The sequence below is a fragment of the Variovorax sp. J22G73 genome (assembly GCF_030317035.1).
Taxonomy (GTDB): Bacteria; Pseudomonadota; Gammaproteobacteria; order Burkholderiales; family Burkholderiaceae_C; genus Variovorax.
Genome location: NZ_JASZYK010000001.1, coordinates 603,446 through 620,877, shown reverse-complemented (window position 1 = coordinate 620,877; position 17,432 = coordinate 603,446). Strand labels below are relative to the sequence as shown.

Here is a 17,432-nt window from a genome sequence, read left to right as displayed (position 1 = left end):
TTGAGCGCCGCGTTCAGCGGGACTCGCCCTTGTACTTGAGGGTCAGGTAGGCCGGGCCGAACAACGGGATCTCGCGCTCGTACGCGTACGAGACCACCACCTTGTCGCCGACCTTCTTGATGTCGAGGTCCTTGCCGCTGACCGACTTGAAGTCGTCGATGGCCTGGGCCCGATCGAAGATGGCGCGCACTTCCGGCACCGTGGAGCCTTCCTTGGCCTTGTTGGCGGCCTTGTCGATCGCCTGCCATTCGATCAGCGTCGGAATGACCTGCGCGACGACCACGCCCAGGCAGCCCAGCACCACCGCGACGAACACCAAGCCGACGAACGAAATGCCGCGCTGCTGCGCAGCCCTGCTGCGGACTGACCGATGTGTTCTCATGCCCTCTTACCCCTCGAACGATGCAGATAGCTCTGCTTATTGAAACGGACCGATGCGACCCAGATCGCCGAAGTTCATCCAGACAAAGAACGCCCTGCCCACGATGTTGTTGTCTGGCACGAAGCCCCAGAAACGCGAGTCGGCGGAATTATCGCGGTTGTCGCCCATCATGAAATAGCTGCCGGCAGGCACCTTGCAGACCACGCCTTCGACCGAATAGCGGCAGTTCTCGCGGCCCGGGAAGTCGCTGGCGCCGGGCACGAAGGACGGCGCGGCTTCGTCGTTCAGGATCTTGTGCTGCTTCTCGCCGAGCTTCTCGTCGTACTGCTTGAGCAGGCGCATCGACTCGTTGTCGAGGTAGTCGGCATCGGGCTGCTTGGACACCGGCTGGCCGTTGATCGTGAGCTTCTTGTTCAGGTAGGCCACTTCGTCGCCGGGAATGCCGACCACGCGCTTGATGTAGTCCATGCTCGGCTTGGGCGGGTAGCGGAACACCACCACGTCGCCGCGCGCCAGCGGCGTGCCGCTGGTGACCTTGGTGTTGATCACCGGCAGGCGCAGGCCGTAGGTGAACTTGTTGACCAGGATCAGGTCGCCGGTCAGCAGGGTGGGCATCATCGAGCCCGAAGGAATCTTGAAGGGCTCGTACAGGAACGAGCGCAGCAGGAACACCACCAGGATCACCGGGAACAGCCCGGCGGTCCAGTCCAGCCACCAGGGCTGCATCAGCAGACGCTCGCTCGACTTCGCGTCGGCGGTGTCGACCTGCTTGATGCCCTGCTCGGCCAGGCGCGCATTGCGCTCGGCCAGCGAGGCTTCCAGCTTGGCGGCCGCGCGCTCGCGCTTCGGCAGGAAGTAGAAGCGCTCGCCCAGCCAGTACAGGCCGGTGATCACCGTGGCCAGGAACAGCAGCAATGCGAAGTTGCCTTCGATCGCGCCGAAATACCACGAGCCGACATAGGCAGCGAAAGCCGCGAGGACCAGGGAGGTGATGAGTGCCATTTTTGTGATCAGTCTTCGACTTGCAGAATCGCGAGGAAGGCCTCTTGCGGGACTTCGACGGAGCCGATCTGCTTCATTCTTTTCTTGCCGGCCTTCTGCTTCTCGAGCAGCTTCTTCTTGCGGGAAATGTCGCCGCCGTAGCACTTGGCCAGCACGTTCTTGCGAAGGGCCTTGATTGTCTCACGCGCAATGATGGTGACCCCGATGGCCGCCTGGATCGCCACGTCGTACATCTGGCGAGAAATGATCTCGCGCATCTTCGAAACCACCGCCCGGCCGCGGTACTGCGACTGGCTGCGGTGCACGATGATGGACAGCGCGTCGACCTTGTCGCCGTTGAGCAGGATGTCGACCTTCACCACGTCGGAGGCGCGGTACTCCTTGAACTCGTAGTCCATGGACGCGTAGCCGCGGCTCACCGACTTCAGCTTGTCGAAGAAGTCGAGCACGATCTCGCCGAGCGGCATCTCGTAGGTCAGCATGACCTGGCGGCCGTGGTAGGCCATGTTCAGCTGCACGCCGCGCTTCTGGTTGGCCAGCGTCATGACCGAGCCCACGTATTCCTGCGGCATGTACAGGTGCACGGTGACGATGGGTTCTCGAATTTCGGACATGCGCCCGACGTCGGGCATCTTGGACGGGTTCTCGACCATGATGACTTCGCCGTCGTTCTTGACCACCTGGTACACCACGCTGGGCGCGGTCGTGATCAGGTCCTGGTCGAACTCGCGCTCCAGGCGCTCCTGCACGATCTCCATGTGCAGCAGCCCGAGAAAGCCGCAGCGAAAACCGAAGCCGAGCGCCTGGCTCACCTCGGGCTCGTAGCGAAGCGACGAATCGTTGAGCTTGAGCTTTTCCAGCGCGTCGCGCAGCGAGTCGTACTCGCTCGCCTCGGTGGGGTACAGGCCCGCGAACACCTGCGGCTGGATTTCCTTGAAGCCGGGCAGCGCCTCGGTGGCCGTGGCGGCGGCACCGCCGGTGCCGGGCCTGATGAGCGTGACCGTGTCGCCCACCTTGGCGGCCTGCAGCTCCTTGATGCCCGCGATGATGTAGCCCACCTCGCCCGCTTCGAGCGTGGCGCGCGCTTCGTTGGCCGGCGTGAACACGCCGATGCTGTCGGCGTTGTACATCGCGCCCGAGGCCATCATCTTGATGCGCTCGCCCTTCACCAGGCGACCGTCGACCACGCGCACCAGCATCACCACGCCGACGTAGGCGTCGAACCAGCTGTCGACGATCATCGCGCGCAGCGGACCATCGGGGTTGCCGCGCGGCGCGGGCATGCGCGCGATGATGGCTTCGAGGATCTCGTCGATGCCGACGCCGGTTTTCGCCGAGCACGGAATCGCGTCGGTCGCGTCGATGCCGATCACGTCTTCGATCTCGGTGCGCGCGTTGTCGAGGTCCGCGTTCGGCAGATCGATCTTGTTGAGCACCGGCACCACTTCGACACCGAGGTCGAGCGCGGTGTAGCAGTTGGCCACCGTCTGCGCTTCGACGCCTTGCGATGCGTCGACCACGAGCAGCGCGCCTTCGCATGCGGACAACGAGCGGCTCACTTCATAAGAGAAGTCGACATGGCCCGGTGTGTCGATCAGATTGAGGTTGTAGACCTGTCCATCGCGTGCCTTGTAGTGCAGCGCGGCGGTCTGTGCCTTGATGGTTATCCCACGCTCTTTTTCGATGTCCATCGAATCGAGCACCTGCGCTTCCATCTCGCGTTCCGCGAGGCCGCCGCAGCGTTGGATCAAACGGTCTGCGAGCGTCGACTTGCCGTGGTCGATGTGCGCAATGATCGAGAAATTTCTGATGTGATTCATCAACGGGAACGCTTAAGTACTTGAATTGGCTCGGCCGCAGAGTGCGACGGGCAAGAAAAAAGGGCGCGTCTTCTGGAGACGCGCCCTGAACCAACAAGCAATGGCAACTGCAGTAGTTGGAACTTCATTGTAGGCAAAAAGGGAGGCACGTACATCCGGGAACAGGGTCCAAAGGGGTCGTTGCAGGTCCACAACATCAAAGATATAAACAGGTTATCAACAGGATCGGTGGAGCACTTGCTGAACAACTTGTGGGCGATCTGTGGAGCACCGGTGGACTGCTGTCTAACATCTCGCATCGTGAAGGCCGAGGCACTCCTTATGCGCTGACCGACCACCGAGGGTGCTCTATTCTACCGAAATCCGTCCTTAGCCTTCTTTAAAGTTAGTTTTCACTAACAAAAAACGATGCTTTCGACGCCCAAGATTTTTTTGATGGGCAGCGCCGGAACGTCGTAAACACCTCAAAAAAACGACCCCAAACCCGACTGCCGGGTGGGGCCACTTGACGCCAGCGCCGTATCAGCGTGCGGGCCGGATCAGGGCGTACTGCGCCCAGTCGCCCCGGCGGAACAGCACGCTGAGCGCCTTGCTCTTGTCGGCCTTGCCGACGGCGGACTCGAATTCCTTCGTGTTGGCCACCTCTGCGTTGCCCACGGCCAAGATGATGTCGCCCTCTCGCAGGCCGGCACGGGCAGCGCCCTCGTTGGCGGCATCGACCTTCACGCCGCCCTTGATCTTCAGCTCTTTCTTCTGCGCGTCGGTCAGGTCGCTCACCGCGAGGCCCAGCGACTTCGCGGCGGCGGATGCCGGCGGCTTAGGTGCCGGTTCGTCGCGATCAGCCGCGCGCTTGGCGGGCTTGTCGGGCTCGATCTCGGCAATGGTCACGCTCAGGTCGCGCGACGCGCCGCGGCGGAACACCGTGAGCGTGCTCTTGGTGCCTGGCTTGGTGTTGCCCACGAGGCGCGGCAGGTCGCTCGGCTTCTCGATGGCCTTGCCGTCGAACTTGGTGATGACGTCGCCCGGCTCCACACCGGCCTTCTCGCCCGGCGAACCGGCCTCCACGCCGCGCACCAGCGCGCCCTGCGCCTTGCCCAGGCCGATGGCCTCGGCCACGTCCTTCGTCACCTGGTCGATCTGCACGCCGATGCGCCCGCGAGAAACGCGGCCGGAGGTGCGCAGCTGGTCGCTCACGCGGATCGCCTCGTCGATCGGGATCGAGAACGAGATGCCCATGAAGCCGCCCGAGCGCGAGTAGATCTGGCTGTTGATGCCCACCACTTCACCGCGCATGTTGATCAGCGGGCCGCCCGAGTTGCCAGGGTTGATGGCCACGTCGGTCTGGATGAACGGCAGGTACTCGCCGGTGTCGCGCTGCTTCGCGCTCACGATGCCGGCGGTCACGGTGTTCTCGAGGCCGAACGGCGAGCCGATGGCCATCACCCACTCGCCCACGCGCAGTTTCGAAATGTCGCCCACCTTCACCGCGGGCAGGCCCGAGGCCTCGATCTTCACCACGGCCACATCGGTGCGCTTGTCGGCGCCGACGATCTTGGCCTTGAACTCGCGCTTGTCGGGCAGCGTGACCAGCACCTCGGAGGCGTCTTCCACCACGTGCGCGTTGGTCATCACGTAGCCGTCGGCCGTCAGGATGAAGCCGGAGCCCACGCCGCGCGGACGCTCTTCTTCCTGCGGTTGCTGCGGGCGCTTCGGGGTGGGACCCTGGCGCGGCTGGCCCGGTTGCCCCGGAATGGGCTGGCCGAAGAAGCGGCGGAAGAACTCCTGCATCTCCTCGTCCATCTCGCCATTGCCGGCGCGCGGCGTGACCTTCTCGACGGTGCGGATGTTGACGACGGAGGGGCCGACCTGGTCGACCAGGTCGGTGAAATCGGGCAGCGTGCGCGTCTGCGCATGGGCCGATTGCACCGGCACGAAAGTGGCGCTCGCGGTCAGCGCGAGTGCGAAAGCCAGCAGACCGGAACGAAGCTTGTGTCCCTCGACTTTGAAGATCATCGGTTTTCTTTCAAAAGAACAGAGCGGCTAGAAACGATGGGTATGAGTCTGCGCTGCGTGCTTGGTTCAGCGCAATAGGCGCCGGGCGCGCCCGTGCCACAAATCAGCACGTGCATCAGCGCGTGCGCGCGAGACTCTGGGCGAATGCGTTGAGCGTTTGCTGCGGCACCTCGCCAACGGCCGTCAGCCACCAGTCGCTGTTCGGCTCGGGCAGGCGGCGGCGGATGGCATTGGTGGCGCCGATGGTCAGCACACCGTCTCGCGGCGCGCGCGCGGCGTCGTAGCGTTCGATGAACAGCGACACCGAGGCCAGGCCGTCGGAGAAGGTCCACTGGACCGTGGCGGCGTCCTGCTTAGGCTTACCGCTGCTGTCGCCAGTTGCCGCAGTTGCGGTGGTCGCCGTGGGCCGACGGAAGAAGCTCCGCGGCTTGAACCCGGCCACGGGCGCGTTGAGCGTCCAGCCCTCGTCCTGTGCGTTGCTGCGCTCTAGCTCGAGCTTCTCGACGCGGTAGCCGGCGGTGTTCGACATCATCTGCGACAGCGCCTGCGCCTTCACGGGCGCGTCGAGCTGCAGTTCGGAGAACGCCGACTGCTCCACCACGCGCGAATCGCTGTCGATGGTCTGCAGCTTCACCACCAGGCCCGAGCGGCGCTCGCTCCAGATGCGGTAGCCGAAGCGCAGGGTGTCGTGCGGCACCAGTTGCACCACGTCGGCGTCGAAGCCCGCCACGCGGTCCTTGCCGATGGCGCGTACGTCGTAGAAGTCGCCGATCGATCCGTCGGGCTTGTCCGGCAGGTTCGGAAAGAGGTCGAGGTTCTCGCGCTTCTCGACCTTCACGACCTTCGCCTCCGGCAGGAAGGTCATGACGCTGCGGTTGCGCCGGAAGGTGGAGCGCTGCGGCCCCGACAGCGCCTCGATGCGCTCTATCTGGTGCTCACCGTCGCGCACATGCCAGATGCGCGCGCTCGACAGGTCGCCGCCCGGCGCCGACACCACGAAGGTCCCGATGTAGTTGCGCTGGCGGGCGCCGGCGTGCATGCGCTGCAGCCACTCGGTCACGCTCATCGCTGGCGGTTCGTCGGTCTGGGCCGTCGCGGTGGCGCTCTTCGCGTTCGCGGCACCCGAACGGGTTTGCGCGGTCGCAGCCTGCGCGAGGCAAAAAGCAGCAAACACAAGCACGCAGGCGCGTGCGGAGATCGGCATCTGAACGGTCATCAGGGGCGGCTGCGGGCGCGCGCGGTCAGCGCGTCGGGCCCTCGAAGGTGGCGTTGCGCAGGAAACCGGAAGGCATTTGCGAAGCACCGCCAGCCTGCTGGTGCGCTTCGAGCAACTGGTCGAGGCGCGGATCGCGCAGCATCACCTGCGGATTGCCGTTGCCGACGATCACACGGGTCGGGGTGAGCGTGTTGGTGGCGGGCAGGTCGCTGTTGACGGCGGCCGCAGCCAGCACCGAATTCACCGCCGGCTGCTGTTGCTGCTGCACCGACGCCACCTGGGGACCGGCCTGCTGCACCGCCGCGCCATTGCCGACCAGCGTCCAGCTGATGGCGGCCACGGCCATCAGCGACGCGGCGCCAGCCACCAGCTTCCAGCGGAACACAGGCTCGTTGGCTGCCTCCGCCCGGCGCTGCGCGGGCAGCGCCACCGGAGCGGCGACAGGGATCGCGACCGGCGCGAACACCACGGGCTCGGCCGCCAGCCGCTGCTGGAAGCGCGACAAAAACGCCGAGGTGTCGGTACATTGCGCGTGCGAGCCCGAACGCAGCACGTCGCCGGCCACATGGATTGCCTGCCAAGCCTCGCGCGCCTCGCCGTCGGCGCAGACCGCCTCGATCGCCTGCGCGAACGCCTCGCCGTGCAAATGACCATCCGCAAGTGCGGACACCTGTTCCCGAACCGTCATCGTCTGATTCATTTCATTCACCTGCTTACTTACCAACGCTTGCCGGACTGGTTGTCCAGCAGTGGCTTGACCCTGGCCGAAATGGCCTCGCGCGCCCGGAAAATACGCGAACGCACAGTGCCGATCGGGCAATTCATGACCTCGGCAATCTCTTCGTAACTCATGCCCTCGATCTCGCGCAACGTCACGGCCTGCCGCAGTTCGGCAGGGAGCGCTTCCATGGCCGCTTCGACAGCGCTGGCGATTTCATTCGCCGCCATGACGGATTCGGGGGTTTCGTCGGTGGTTGGTTCGTTTCCAGGACGGTAAGTTTCATCGTCGTCTTCAGAAGACGGCCTCAGTGCCGCTTCGGAGACAGTCGGATCGCGCTTCATGTCCACCAACGCCTTCTTGGCGGTGTTGACGGCGATCCGGTAGAGCCAGGTGTAGAACTGCGCCTCGCCGCGGAACTGGTGCAGCGCGCGGTAGGCGCGAATGAAGGTTTCCTGCGCGATGTCCTCGACCAGGTCGACGTCGCGCACCATGCGCCCGATCAGGCGTTCGATGCGGCGCTGGTACTTGATGACCAGCAGCTCGAAGGCCTTCTGGTCGCCCGCGACGGTGCGCTGGACCAGCTGGAAGTCGACCTCGCCCGGACGCGGCGGCCCTGCGGGCGCCTCGGTCAGGCCGGAATCCGGCGGCACGGGCGGCGGAGAAGTGGTCATCGACGAACGTTCAGGGTGCGTCGGCCGGAGCCGTCGCACGCCAGGTGTCGCCCGCAGGGGCTGCGGACGGGGGGCGCGAATATACCGCACGGCGCACGTCGCGCCAGCGTTCGGGCATGGCCCGCTGCTCGACCCAGACCCAGCGCCGCGCGCGGCCCGGTTCGCTCAGGCGAAGCAGCATCAGCGACTGGAAATCGAGCGCCACCAAGGCCCGCGCGGTGTGCACCGAACGCGATGCGTCGGCGCCACCCAGCGACCAGTGGAGGCCGTCGAAATGAAGAACACCGGCGCCATCGCGCCGCAAGCCGAAGCCCGCGGCGACGCCGGAAAACACGACGCTGAGCACCAGCAGCAGCTGGCGCCATCCCACGCTATCGATCAGATAGCAGGACGCGCCTGCGCAGCAAGCGCCCAGGGCCCAAAGGACAACGAGAATCCGGGTGGCACTGCGCGAGCGCCCCACCGGATAGGTCACCGACGGCGCGCTGTGCATGAAAGAGCAATGCTCAAGCGCGCTTGAACACCAGCGTGCCGTTGGTGCCGCCGAAGCCGAAGTTGTTCTTGACCGCGACATCGATCTTCAGATCGCGCGCCTCGTTGGCGCAGTAGTCGAGATCGCACTCCGGATCCTGGTTGAAGATGTTGATGGTCGGCGGGCTCTTCTGCTCGTGCAGCGCCATGACCGTGAACACGGACTCGATGCCGCCCGCGCCGCCCAGCAAGTGGCCGGTCATGGACTTCGTCGAATTCACGACCAGCTTCTTCGCGTGATCGCCGAACGCCAACTTGACCGCATTGGTCTCGTTGAGGTCGCCGATCTGCGTCGAAGTGCCATGCGCGTTGAGGTACTGGACCTGGTCGGCATTGACGCCGGCATTGGCCAGCGCCATGGCCATCGAGCGGCGGGGGCCGTCGACGTCGGGCGCGGTCATGTGGTACGCGTCGCCCGTCAGGCCAAAGCCCGCGACTTCCGCGTAGATCTTGGCGCCGCGCGCCTTGGCGTGTTCGTACTCCTCGAGTACCAGCACGCCGGCACCCTCACCCAGCACGAAACCGTCGCGGTCCTTGTCCCAGGGACGCGAAGCCGTGGCGGGATCGTCGTTACGGGTGCTCAACGCGCGAGGCGCGGTGAAGCCGCCGATGCCGAGCGGGGAGATGGTCGATTCGGCGCCGCCGGCGATCATGACATCGGCGTCGCCGTACTCGATCATGCGAGCAGACGTGCCGATGGCGTGCAGGCCGGTGGTGCAGGCCGTGACGACCGCGATGTTCGGGCCCTTGAAGCCGTACTTGATCGAGACGTGGCCGGAGATCATGTTGATGATCGACGCCGGTACGAAGAACGGCGACACGCGACGGGGGCCGCGCGCAACCAGTTCACCATGCGTCTGTTCGATCATCGGAAGACCGCCGATGCCGGAGCCGATGTTGCAGCCGATGCGCACGGCCTTTTCATAGGACAGCGCTTCGCCGGTCGGCAGTCCGCTGTCCTGCACCGCCTGGATGGCGGCGGCGAGCCCCAGATGAATGAAGCGGTCCATGTGACGCGCTTCTTTCTCCGAGATGTATTGGGTGATGTCGAAACCCTTGACCTCACCGGCGAACTTGCAGGCGAAGGCGCTTGCATCGAACGCGGTGATGTTCGCAATACCCGACTTCCCGGCCAACAGGTTGGCCCAGGATTCGGTTGCGGTGTTTCCGACAGGAGCGATGCAACCGAGTCCGGTCACGACGACGCGGCGTTTGGTCATGCCGGCAAACCTTTCTGGAAGCGCTGAACAGTTGCCTGTCGGCGCGTGCGGTTCAATTAAAAGCCGCCGGCCGCAGTTGCAGTGTTGTCAGCTGGCCTTTTCAGGCCTTTTGATTCTTGGTGGCGTAGTCGACGGCGTTTTGCACCGTGGTGATCTTCTCGGCATCTTCGTCGGGAATTTCGATGCCGAATTCGTCTTCGAGTGCCATCACGAGTTCGACCGTGTCGAGCGAGTCAGCGCCGAGGTCGGCCACGAAGGCCTTTTCATTCGTCACTTGAGACTCTTCCACGCCGAGTTGCTCGGCGATGATTTTCTTGACACGTGCTTCGATATCGCTCATTTGGTTCCCTCTGAGGGTTGTAGGTAATCGGTGGATTTTAGCCGGGCGCATTGTGGCATTTGCCGTGCACCCGGTACGGGAAAGATTGCGCCTTGCGGCTACATGTGCATGCCGCCGTTGACGTGCAGCTCCTGCCCCGTGACGTAGGACGCCTGGGGCGATGCGAGGTAGGCCACCGCATGCGCAATGTCGGCCGGCTTGCCCAGGTGGCCCAGCGGGATCTGCTGGAGCAGCGCCTGTTGCTGGGCTTCCGGGAGGCTGGCCGTCATGTCGGTCTCGATGAAACCGGGTGCGACGCAGTTGACCGTGATGTTGCGGCTGCCGAGTTCGCGGGCGAGCGCGCGGGTCATGCCCGCGACGCCGGCCTTGGCGGCCGCGTAGTTGGCCTGCCCGGCATTGCCGGAGGCACCAACCACGCTGGTGATGCTGATGATGCGGCCGTAGCGCTGCTTCATCATGGGGCGGATCACGGCGCGCGAGAGCGTGAAGACGGCCTTGAGGTTGGTGTCGAGCACCGCGTCCCAGTCGCTGTCCTTCATGCGCATGGCGAGCGTGTCGCGCGTGATGCCGGCGTTGTTGACCAGCACGTGGATCGCGCCGTAGGCCTTCACGATCTCGTCGATCAGGGCCTCGACGGCGGCGCCGTCGTTCACGTCCAGCGCGCGGCCGCGACCGTCGAAGGCGCTGAGCGCCGAGGTGATCTTGGCCGCACCGTCATCGGTGGTCCCGGTGCCCACGACCTTCAGGCCGCGCTGCGCCAGCTCCAGCGCAATGGCTGCGCCGATGCCGCGCGTCGCGCCGGTGACCAGGGCAACTTGCCCTTCGAATTTGGGAATGCTCATAAGAAAAAGTATCGAGGCCTTGCCGGTCAGCCGGCGAGCAATTGTCGGGTGTCCGCGAGCGTGGCCGGGTCGTACACCGACGCGGCTTCCAGATCGGGGGCGATGCGCTTCACCATGCCGGCCAGCACCTTGCCGGGGCCGCACTCGATGATGGCGGCGACACCGCGCAGTTTCAAGGCCTGCACGCTCTCGACCCAGCGAACCGGGCCGGCTGCCTGGCGCACCAGGGCATCGCGGATGCGGTCGGCATCGGTTTCCACCGCCACATCGATGTTGTTCAGCACCGGAATCTGCGGGGTGCCGAGCGTGATCGACGCCAGCTTTTCGCGCAGCGCTTGTGCAGCGGGCTTCATGAGGCTCGAGTGGAACGGCGCCGACACCGGCAGCAGCAGCGCGCGCTTGGCGCCATTGGCCTTGAGCAGCTCGCAGGCCTTGTCGACGGCAGCCTTGCTGCCGGCAATCACGGTCTGCATCGGGTCGTTGAAATTCACCGCCTCGACGATCTCGGTACTGCCCTCACCAAAACTGGCTGTGGCTTCCGCGCAGCCAGCGACGACCTTGCCCGACTCCATGCCGAGCACCGCGGCCATGGCGCCGACGCCCACGGGCACCGCCTGTTGCATCGCTTGCGCACGGAAACGCACGAGCGGCGCCGCCTGGGCAAGCGTCAGCACGCCGGAAGCAACCAACGCCGAGTACTCGCCGAGCGAATGACCGGCCACCACAGAGGGTGTGGCGCCGCCTTCGGCGAGCCAGGCGCGCCATGCGGCCACGCCCGCCACCAGCATCACGGGCTGGGTGTTGGTGGTCAGGGCCAGTTCTTCCTTGGGGCCGTTCTTGATCAGCGCGCCGACGTCTTCGTCCAGCGCATCCGACGCTTCACGCAAGGTTTCGACCACGGCGGGGTGATCCCCCCAGGCGTCGAGCATGCCGACCGCTTGCGAGCCCTGGCCCGGAAAGACAAAAGCAAAGGATTTCATTTTTTGATGTGTCGTCTCGAATGCGGCCGCCCTCTTCGGGCCGCCGCAACACACTACAGGTTCAGGAGCACCGCGCCCCAGGTAAAGCCGCCGCCCACGCCTTCGAGCATGAGCGTTTCGCCTTTCTTCACCTTGCCGGAGCGCACGGCCTCGTCCAGCGCCAACGGAATCGACGCGGCAGACGTGTTGCCGTGTTCGTTCACCGTGACGATCAGCTTCTCGCGCGGAAGCTTCAGCTTCTTCGCGGTGCCTTCCATGATGCGGATGTTCGCCTGGTGGGGAATGAGCCAGTTGATGTCGGCCTCGGTCTTGCCGGCCTTGGCCAGCGTGGCGCGGGCAGCTTCTTCGAGCACGCGAACCGCGAGCTTGAAGACAGCCTGGCCGTCCATGTGCAGCAGCGGCGTGCCGAGCACATTGCCGCCGGAGACATGACCGGGCACACAAAGAATGCCGACGTGCTTGCCGTCCGCATGCAGATCGCTCGCCAGGATGCCGGGCTCTTCACTGGCCTCGAGCACCACCGCGCCTGCGCCGTCACCGAACAGCACGCAGGTGGTGCGGTCGCTGAAATCGAGGATGCGGGAGAACACTTCGGCGCCGATCACCAGCGCGCAGCGCGCGGTGCCGGTGCGGATCATGGCGTCGGCCACGGTCAGCGCATAGACGAAGCCGCTGCAAACCGCCTGGACGTCGAACGCCGGGCAGCCGGCGATGCCGAGCTTGTGCTGGAGAATGGCTGCGGACGACGGAAACACCATGTCGGGCGTCGAGGTCGCGACGATGATCAGGTCGACGTCGCTGGCCTTGCGGCCGGCGGATTCGAGGGCATGCCTGGCAGCCTCGAGCCCGAGATCGCTGCTGGTGACTTCCGGCGCGGCGAAATGCCGGGCGTGGATGCCGGTGCGCTCGACGATCCATTGATCGGAGGTCTCGATGCCGCGCGTCGCCAATTCCTTGGCGAGGTCGTCGTTGGTCACGCGGCGTGGGGGCAGGTAGCTGCCGGTGCCGGTAATGCGTGAATAAGGAGTCATCAAACGTGAAGGGCCGTCGCGTCGACCGGCGCCGCCGGTTCCTGCCGCGCGAGCAATGGCGCGGCGTGGGCGATGCGGGCCCGCACGCGATCGAGCAGGTTGTTGCGAGCGGCATCATAAGCGCGATCCAACGCATGGCCGAAAGCCACTTCGTCAGCCGAGCCATGGCTCTTGAACACCAGGCCGCGCAAACCCAAAAGCGCCGCGCCGTTGTACCGGCGATGATCCAAGCGGCTTTTGAAAGCTTTTAGCACCGGATAAGCAACAATTGCCGCCGCTTTGGTGAAAATGTTTCTCGAGAATTCGACGCGAATGAATTCGCCAATCATCGAGGCCACACCTTCGCTGGCCTTCAACGCCACATTGCCGACGAAACCGTCACAAACGACGATGTCGGTCGTGCCCTTGAAGATATCGTTGCCTTCCACGTTGCCGTAGAAGTTCAGATCCTTGGAGTTGGCAGCTGTACGCAGCAGTTGACTGGCCTTCTTGATTGTTTCGCTGCCCTTGATGGCCTCTTCGCCAATATTGAGCAGGCCGACCGAAGGCGCTTCGTTGCCGGTGAGCGCGGAAACCAAAGCGGACCCGAGCACGGCGAACTGGAGCAGGTCTTCCGCGTCGCAATCGACATTCGCACCGAGGTCGAGCACGGTCGTGGCACCGCCTTTGGCATTCGGAAGTTGCGGCGCAATCGCAGGACGATCGATGCCGTCGAGCGTCTTGAGCAGGTAGCGCGCGATCGCCATCAGGGCGCCGGTGTTGCCGGCCGAGATAGCGGCTTGCGCAGCACCATCTTTCACCTGCTGTATCGCCACGCGCATCGAAGAATCCTTCTTCTTGCGCAAGGCGATTTCAATCGGATCGTCCATGCCCACCACCTCGCTCGCGGCGACGATGCGGGCACGTGGATGCGCGGCAAACCCCGCCAGCGCGGCCGGCGCACCGACCAACAACAACGAGGCTTCGCTGTGCCGCTCGAGAAACGCGCGGCAGGCCGCGAGCGTAACACGCGGCCCATGGTCACCCCCCATGCAATCCACGGCGAGCGTGATTGCGGAAGGCGCAGCAGTGATTTCGGGGGAAGAAGGCGTAGCCATCAAAACAAAGGCCCGACGCTACAGCAGAAGTAGCTTCGGGCCTTGGCCTTGGGGTGCGAGATCAGGCTTCAGACTTGTTCTTGAGCACCTGACGGCCACGGTAGAAACCGTTGGGGCTGATGTGGTGACGCAGATGCGTTTCGCCGGTGGTCGGTTCCACGGCGATGCCGGGCACGACCAGCGCATTGTGGGAACGGTGCATGCCGCGCTTGGAAGGCGACTTCTTGTTTTGCTGGACGGCCATGATGGCTCCTGGACTGTGAGGTGAGTGAAAGGATGCGGGCTCACGCGGTGGCAATGCAGGGACATGTATGGAATGCCCTTGCCTGCATTGCTGCTCACGGCGGCGCGCGCGAAGCCCATGATTATAGCCCAGACTCGGAGAAAGAGCTACTCGCCCTCTTTCGAGCCATCTCCAGGCTTGCGCCCGCGCAACGCCTGGAGCACTGCAAACGGGTTCGGCTTGGCCTGTTCGGCGGCCTTGAAGTCTTCGTCGCTGGACGACAGCTGCACCGGCGTCGGGCAAACGTCGTGAACGGGCGTGACGGGAATCTCCATCAGCAGCTCGTCTTCTATCAATGTATGCAGGTCGAAATCGCGGCTCAGCACGAGCAGGTCTTCTTCGGACTCGTCGTCCTGCGCCTCGGCGGTGGCCTCGTCGGCCACGAAACGGAACCAGCGGTCCACGAAAAGCTCGGTGTCGACGGGCGACAGGCAGCGCTGGCAGACCAGAGGCACGGTGGTTTCGGCTTCCAGGTGCATCCAGGGCACGGGCTTGCCGTCGGCACCAGGGCGTTCTTCGCCGCTGGCCTCCCAGCTGACGATGGCATCGGTCGCCGGCGTGGCCAGTTCGGCGACCAGGCGGGCGTAATTTGGAACCGGATCGGCGGCTTCCAGGGTGGCGGCAGCGGCGGTAAAGCCGGGCACATTGAGCCGTTCGGGGGCAAATTCTCTCTTCATCCGCGCCAGTCTATCGCGACTGCCCGATCGAGCACCCTGGGACAAGCCCAAGGACACAGCCTGCAACAAGCTTCGGCGCTTGGGCGGCTCACGCACAATCGTCCTCATGCAACGCACCGTGATCCTCGCCTCCACCTCGCGCTACAGGCGCGAACTGCTCACCCGCCTGCGACTGCCCTTCGACGTGCAGTCGCCGGAAGTCGATGAAACCCCGCTTCCCGGCGAAACGCCGCACGACCTGGCCGTGCGCCTCGCGCTGGAAAAGGCCAATGCCGTGGCTGCCCGCTTTCCTGAAGCCGTCGTCATTGGCTCCGACCAGGTGGCCGACCTGGCCGGCGAGGCGCTCGGCAAGCCCGGCGACCATGCGCGCGCCACCGCCCAGCTGCGCCGCATGCGTGGCCAGACGCTGATCTTCCAGACAGCCGTGGCCGTCGTGTGCCGCGCTACGGGCTTCGTGCAGCGCGACATCGCGCCCGTGCGCGTGGTGTTCCGCGACCTGACGGACGAAGCCATCGAGCACTACCTGCAAGCCGAGCAGCCCTACGACTGCGCCGGCAGCGCCAAGAGCGAAGGCCTCGGCATCGCGCTGCTGAGCGCCATCGACAGCGACGACCCGACCGCACTGGTCGGCCTGCCGCTGATCCGCACCTGCCAGATGCTGCGCGCCGCGGGGGTGAACCTGCTGTGACACAAGCCAAAGGCAAGCTCTACCTCGTTCCCGCGCCGCTCGATTTCGGCTGCGACGTGCAAGCCCCGCTGCAAGACGCCCTGCCCCTGGGCACACTGCAGACCGCCGCCGGCATCACGCACTGGATCTGCGAGAACGCGAAATCCGCACGCGCCTACCTGAAGCGCATCGACGCGGTCGCGCCGCTGGCCGCGCCCCTGCAGGCGCAGGCCATCCAGGAACTGCCGCGCGAAGTGCACAAGAAAGGCGACCACGCCGGCCAGTTCGACGCCCGGCCGCTGCTGGCCGCGGCACTGGAAGGCCACGACATCGGGCTGCTGAGCGAAGCCGGCATGCCGGCGGTGGCCGACCCGGGTTCGTCGGTCGCGCGTGCCGCGCACGACCTGGGCATCGAAGTGGTGCCGCTGACGGGCCCGGTTTCGCTGCTGCTGGCGCTGGCCGCCAGCGGCCTGAACGGCCAGAACTTCGCCTTCGTCGGCTATCTGCCGCAGGACGCCGTGGAGCGCCAGACGCGCATTCGCGAACTCGAGGCGCTCGCGCTCAAGTCGGGACAAACGCAGCTGTTCATCGAAACGCCCTACCGCAACGCAGCCCTGCTGCAGGCGCTGGTGCAGACCCTGCAGCACAACACCCGCCTCGCCGTGGCCCGGGGCCTGACGCTTTCCAGCGCCCAGGTCCGCAGCGAAACCGTGAAGTCCTGGCGCGCCAAGCCGCAGGCCGCCACGGACGAACGCCTGCCCGCCGTGTTCGCGATCGGCCGCTGAGATGCTGGCCGTAACCGCAAGCACGCGCTGGGCGTCGCGCGCCCAGTTCTTTTCCGCCGGCTTCATCTTCGCGACCTGGGGCGTGCACGTGCCCACCGTCAAGGCGCACTACGGCATCGATGAAGCCCAGCTCGGGCTGGCCATGCTCGCGGCCGGCGCGGGTGCAATGATCGGCCTGACCAGCGCAGGCCGCTGGATCGGCCGACACGGCCCGCGCCGCGTGGCCGGGTTGTGCGGCTGCATCTACGCCTTGCTGCTGGCAGGCCTGATCGCCATGCCTGGCTATGCGGCGCTGCTCGGTTTGCTGGCCGCCTTCGGCCTGGTGACCAGCGTGTTCGACGTGTCGATCAACACCGAGGCCGCGCAGCTCGAACTGCACGGCGGCACCCCGTTGATGAGCGGCATGCACGGCATGTTCAGCCTGGGCGGCATGGCCGGTGCCGCGAGCGGCAGCGCCGCGCTGGCGGCCGGCCTCGGCGCTCAAACCCATCTGCTGATCGTTGCGGCCGCCATGGTGCTGGTCGTGGCGCTCGCCTCGACACGCATGCTGCCCCGGCCCGCCAGCAGCGGCGCGAGCGGGGCCGACCACGGCTTCCTGCTGCCGCGCGGCACGCTCGCGGTATTGGGCGTGCTGGCCGCGCTAGGCCTGATCGCCGAAGGCGCGATCTACGACTGGAGCGTGCTCTATATGCAGCAGGAAATCGGCAGCCCCCAGCAGCAAGCTGCGCTGGCCTACGCCAGTTTCTCGGCGGCCATGGCGGCCGCGCGCTTCGGCGGCGACGCGATGCGCTCGCGCTTCGCCCCCACTTCGTTGCTGCTCGGCAGCGGCCTGCTGGCGGCGGCCGCCATGACGCTGGTGTTGATCACCGACCTGCCCTGGCTGGCGCTGGTCGGCTTCGCGGGCGTGGGCGTGGGGTTTGCGAACGTGGTGCCGATCCTGTTCTCGGCATCGGCCAAGGTACCGGGCGTGGAGCCGGCACGCGGCATCGCGTCGGTGTCGGCCTTGGCCTATCTGGGGTTCATGGCAGGCCCGGCGGTCATCGGGCTGCTGGCGCGGGCGACCTCGCTGACCGCCGCGCTCTATGTGGTCGTGGTCTTCGCCGCGGCGCTGGCGGCCTCCGCGCGCTACACCGCCAGCGGCGACAACAAATAAG

Annotated in this window: 19 protein-coding genes; 3 read left to right on the top strand and 16 right to left on the bottom strand. The window is 65.5% G+C overall.

All coding sequences use genetic code 11. From position 1 onward, the window contains the following. Positions 1-13: 13 nt before the first annotated feature. From QTI51_RS02750 to QTI51_RS02675, 16 genes are all read right to left on the bottom strand, one after another. The gene (locus tag QTI51_RS02750) at positions 14-382 is read right to left on the bottom strand and encodes a DUF4845 domain-containing protein (RefSeq protein ID WP_116908266.1); all 369 of its coding nucleotides are present in this window, start codon (positions 380-382) and stop codon (positions 14-16) included. A 36-nt stretch (positions 383-418) separates the two neighbouring features. Continuing rightward, positions 419-1,384, bottom strand: coding sequence for a signal peptidase I (gene lepB, locus QTI51_RS02745; protein WP_116908267.1), 966 nt, complete (start codon positions 1,382-1,384; stop codon positions 419-421). 8 nt (positions 1,385-1,392) lie between these two features. Further along, a complete protein-coding gene (gene lepA / locus QTI51_RS02740) occupies positions 1,393-3,204 on the bottom strand; it encodes a translation elongation factor 4 (protein ID WP_116908268.1) in 1,812 nt (603 codons plus the stop codon). 522 nt (positions 3,205-3,726) lie between these two features. After that, a complete protein-coding gene (locus tag QTI51_RS02735; RefSeq protein ID WP_116908269.1) occupies positions 3,727-5,217 on the bottom strand; it encodes a DegQ family serine endoprotease in 1,491 nt (496 codons plus the stop codon). Between the two features lie 115 nt (positions 5,218-5,332). Further along, positions 5,333-6,433: a MucB/RseB C-terminal domain-containing protein gene (locus tag QTI51_RS02730; protein ID WP_116908270.1), complete on the bottom strand. Its 1,101-nt coding sequence runs from the start codon at positions 6,431-6,433 to the stop codon at positions 5,333-5,335. Between the two features lie 25 nt (positions 6,434-6,458). Then, positions 6,459-7,133 (bottom strand): sigma-E factor negative regulatory protein, encoded by a 675-nt coding sequence (locus QTI51_RS02725; RefSeq protein WP_116908271.1) that lies wholly within the window; start codon positions 7,131-7,133, stop codon positions 6,459-6,461. 17 nt (positions 7,134-7,150) lie between these two features. Next, complete coding sequence (gene rpoE / locus QTI51_RS02720) at positions 7,151-7,825, bottom strand: RNA polymerase sigma factor RpoE (RefSeq protein ID WP_286512961.1); 675 nt, start codon at positions 7,823-7,825, stop codon at positions 7,151-7,153. Positions 7,826-7,835: 10 nt separating this feature from the next. Next, a complete protein-coding gene (locus QTI51_RS02715; protein ID WP_116908272.1) occupies positions 7,836-8,318 on the bottom strand; it encodes a hypothetical protein in 483 nt (160 codons plus the stop codon). Between the two features lie 13 nt (positions 8,319-8,331). Further along, positions 8,332-9,576 carry a beta-ketoacyl-ACP synthase II gene (fabF, locus tag QTI51_RS02710; RefSeq protein WP_116908273.1) on the bottom strand — a complete coding sequence of 415 codons (1,245 nt, stop codon included), beginning with the start codon at positions 9,574-9,576 and terminating at the stop codon, positions 8,332-8,334. 100 nt (positions 9,577-9,676) lie between these two features. Continuing rightward, positions 9,677-9,916: an acyl carrier protein gene (acpP, locus tag QTI51_RS02705; protein ID WP_007830471.1), complete on the bottom strand. Its 240-nt coding sequence runs from the start codon at positions 9,914-9,916 to the stop codon at positions 9,677-9,679. Positions 9,917-10,014: 98 nt separating this feature from the next. Continuing rightward, positions 10,015-10,758, bottom strand: coding sequence for a 3-oxoacyl-ACP reductase FabG (fabG, locus tag QTI51_RS02700; protein ID WP_116908274.1), 744 nt, complete (start codon positions 10,756-10,758; stop codon positions 10,015-10,017). A gap of 26 nt (positions 10,759-10,784) precedes the next feature. Continuing rightward, on the bottom strand, positions 10,785-11,738 hold the full coding sequence (gene fabD, locus QTI51_RS02695) for an ACP S-malonyltransferase (protein WP_116908275.1): 954 nt from the start codon (positions 11,736-11,738) through the stop codon (positions 10,785-10,787). A 53-nt stretch (positions 11,739-11,791) separates the two neighbouring features. Further along, a complete protein-coding gene (locus tag QTI51_RS02690) occupies positions 11,792-12,769 on the bottom strand; it encodes a beta-ketoacyl-ACP synthase III (RefSeq protein WP_116908276.1) in 978 nt (325 codons plus the stop codon). Continuing rightward, positions 12,769-13,866 carry a phosphate acyltransferase PlsX gene (plsX, locus tag QTI51_RS02685; RefSeq protein ID WP_116908277.1) on the bottom strand — a complete coding sequence of 366 codons (1,098 nt, stop codon included), beginning with the start codon at positions 13,864-13,866 and terminating at the stop codon, positions 12,769-12,771. The genes QTI51_RS02690 and plsX overlap by 1 nt, the downstream gene beginning before the upstream one ends. Positions 13,867-13,927: 61 nt before the next feature. After that, positions 13,928-14,110 (bottom strand): 50S ribosomal protein L32, encoded by a 183-nt coding sequence (gene rpmF / locus QTI51_RS02680; RefSeq protein WP_007830466.1) that lies wholly within the window; start codon positions 14,108-14,110, stop codon positions 13,928-13,930. A gap of 146 nt (positions 14,111-14,256) precedes the next feature. Further along, the gene (locus QTI51_RS02675) at positions 14,257-14,826 is read right to left on the bottom strand and encodes a YceD family protein (protein WP_116908278.1); all 570 of its coding nucleotides are present in this window, start codon (positions 14,824-14,826) and stop codon (positions 14,257-14,259) included. Between the two features lie 106 nt (positions 14,827-14,932). Here QTI51_RS02675 and QTI51_RS02670 point away from each other — a divergent pair, with 106 nt between their 5' ends. From QTI51_RS02670 to QTI51_RS02660, 3 genes are read left to right on the top strand one after another with little or no spacing between them, the layout of a single operon-like run. Further along, a complete protein-coding gene (locus QTI51_RS02670; RefSeq protein WP_116908279.1) occupies positions 14,933-15,514 on the top strand; it encodes a Maf family protein in 582 nt (193 codons plus the stop codon). After that, positions 15,511-16,278, top strand: a complete 768-nt coding sequence (locus QTI51_RS02665; RefSeq protein WP_116908280.1) for an SAM-dependent methyltransferase — start codon at positions 15,511-15,513, stop codon at positions 16,276-16,278. The genes QTI51_RS02670 and QTI51_RS02665 overlap by 4 nt, the downstream gene beginning before the upstream one ends. Position 16,279: 1 nt before the next feature. After that, positions 16,280-17,431, top strand: a complete 1,152-nt coding sequence (locus tag QTI51_RS02660) for an MFS transporter (protein ID WP_116908281.1) — start codon at positions 16,280-16,282, stop codon at positions 17,429-17,431. Position 17,432: the final 1 nt, after the last annotated feature.